This window comes from Candidatus Dormiibacterota bacterium, from assembly GCA_036495095.1.
GTDB lineage: Bacteria > Chloroflexota > Dormibacteria > Aeolococcales > Aeolococcaceae > CF-96.
Window position 1 is genome coordinate 1 of record DASXNK010000049.1, and the last position, 2,081, is coordinate 2,081.

The following is a 2,081-nucleotide window of genomic DNA, read 5'->3' on the forward strand; positions in this document are numbered from 1 at the left end:
GTCGCCCCCGCCGGTCGGGGGCTGCGTGGAGACCATCTCGACGAGGCCGGCGGCCACCGCCGCGGATCAACCCTCGCCGGTCACCGCCGGGGGGCCGGCACCTCCGTGACCCGGCGGGCCCGCACCGTCTCGACCACCGCGGTGATGTCCCGGTCGCCGAGCCCGGCGGTGATGGCCTGGTCGAAGAGCGCCTCGACGGTGGCGGCGACGGCGAGATCGAGCCCCCCGCTCCGGGCGAGGTTGCGTGCCAGGCGCACGTCCTTGTGCCCCAGCCGCGCCGAGAACCACCCCTGGTGGTCGCCGTGGATCACGTCGTCGAGCCGGTTGTGGAGCGCCGGCGCGACCAGCGGGGTGCGTCCCAGCTCGGCGATGAGGCGGTCGTCGACCCCGTTCGCCTGGGCGGTGGCGACCGCCTCCGAGAGCACGGCGAGCTGGCCGAGGAGGAGCAGGTTGGCGACCACCTTGACGGTGGTGCCGGACCCCGGCTCCGGCCCGCACCGCAGCTGCCGTGCGGAGAGCTGCTGGAACAGGGGCGTCAGCCGGTCGACCAGCTCGTCCGGGCCGCCGGCGAGGATGGTCGCCTGGCCGGCGGCGACCGCCTGCGGCGCGCCGAGGATCGGGGCGTCGACGAAGCGGCCGTCGACGGCGCGGGCGAGCGCCCGCGAGGTCTCGGGCGAGACCGTGCTCATGTCGACGAGCACGCCGGAGGGCGGCAGGCACTCGGCGACGCCGTCGTCGCCGCGGACCACGCCGAGCACCGCCGCGTCGTCGGCGAGGGAGGTGATCGCCACATCGACCGAGCCCGCCGCCGCTCCCGGCGACGCCTCGAGGATGGCGCCGCGCGCGGTCAGCGGTTCGGCGCGCGCCGCGGTGCGGTTCCAGACGTGCAGCTCGTGACCGGCGTCGAGGAGCCGGCCGGCGATGGCGCTGCCCATGGCTCCGAGTCCGAGAACGGCGATGCGCATGCGGTGTCCTCCCGAGGTGGCGTGGCGGCAGGAGCAGGATGCCACGGGGGTTCCTCTCGACCGCTCTCACGTGCGGAGGGCGTCGATGGGCGTCAGCCGGGCCGCGCGCACCGCGGGGAACACGCCGAAGACCAGGCCGATGCCGGAGGCGATGAGCAGCGCCGCGATCGCGGCCGCCGGGGCGAACACGGTGAGCAGCGAGGTGTAGTGGTTGAGCAGGGCGGTGCTCACCAGCCCCAGCCCCACGCCCAGCACCCCGCCGGCGGCGCCCAGGCTCGCCGCCTCGATGAGGAACTGGCGGAGGATGTCGTTGCGGGTGGCGCCGACCGCCTTGCGCAGGCCGATCTCGGCGACGCGCTCGGTGACCGACACCAGCATGATGTTCATCACCCCGATGCCGCCGACCAGCAGCGAGATGCCGGCGACCCCGGCGAGCAGCAGGGTGAGCGCGGTGCTGGTGGTGTCGAGGGCCTCCAGGATCGACTGCTGGGTGGTGACCGTGAAGTCGGCCTGAGTCGGATCGGCGATGCGGTGGGTCGCCATCAGGAGGCTGCTCACCTCCTGGTAGGCGGTGTCGATGGTGTCCCGGCTGGTGGCGCTGAGCAGGATGCGCTGCACCGTGGTCAGCGAGCCGCCGGCGATCAGCTGGCCCTGCGCGGTGGTGAGCGGCACCACCGCGAGGTCGTCGGGGTTGAAGAGCCCCTGGGCGCCGCGGGGCACCAGCACCCCGATGACCCGGAAGGGCACCTGCTGGATGGTCACCAGGCTGCCGACCGCGTTGCCGCCGGGGAACAGGCTCTGGGCGGTGGTCGGCCCGAGCACGGCGACGTGGGCGTGGCCGCGCACGTCGGCGTCGGTGAAGAAGTCGCCGCTCTGCATCTCGCGCGCGTTCGCGAGCAGCCAGCCGGGGGTCGAGCCGGTCGCCCCCGCGGTCCAGTTCTGCGACCCCGCGGTCATCGTCGTCCCCGGACGCTGCACCACCGGGGCCACCGCCTCGACGTCCGGCACCACCGAGCGGTCGCCGAGCGCGCGGGCGTCGTCGAGGGTCAGGGTGGTGGCGTTGCCGAGCCCGGTGCGCACCCCGCCGTTGGTGACGCTGCCCGGGGTGACGGTGAT

The 2,081-nt window shown here is 74.8% G+C and carries 2 protein-coding genes; both read right to left on the reverse strand.

Annotated features, from left to right (window positions below):
• Positions 1 to 80 precede the first annotated feature (80 nt).
• Positions 81 to 965 carry an NAD(P)-dependent oxidoreductase gene (locus tag VGL20_05475; protein ID HEY2703121.1) on the reverse strand — a complete coding sequence of 295 codons (885 nt, stop codon included), beginning with the start codon at positions 963 to 965 and terminating at the stop codon, positions 81 to 83.
• A 66-nt stretch (positions 966 to 1,031) separates the two neighbouring features.
• Positions 1,032 to 2,081: ABC transporter permease (locus tag VGL20_05480; protein HEY2703122.1), on the reverse strand; the 1,050-nt coding region annotated here is incomplete at its 5' end.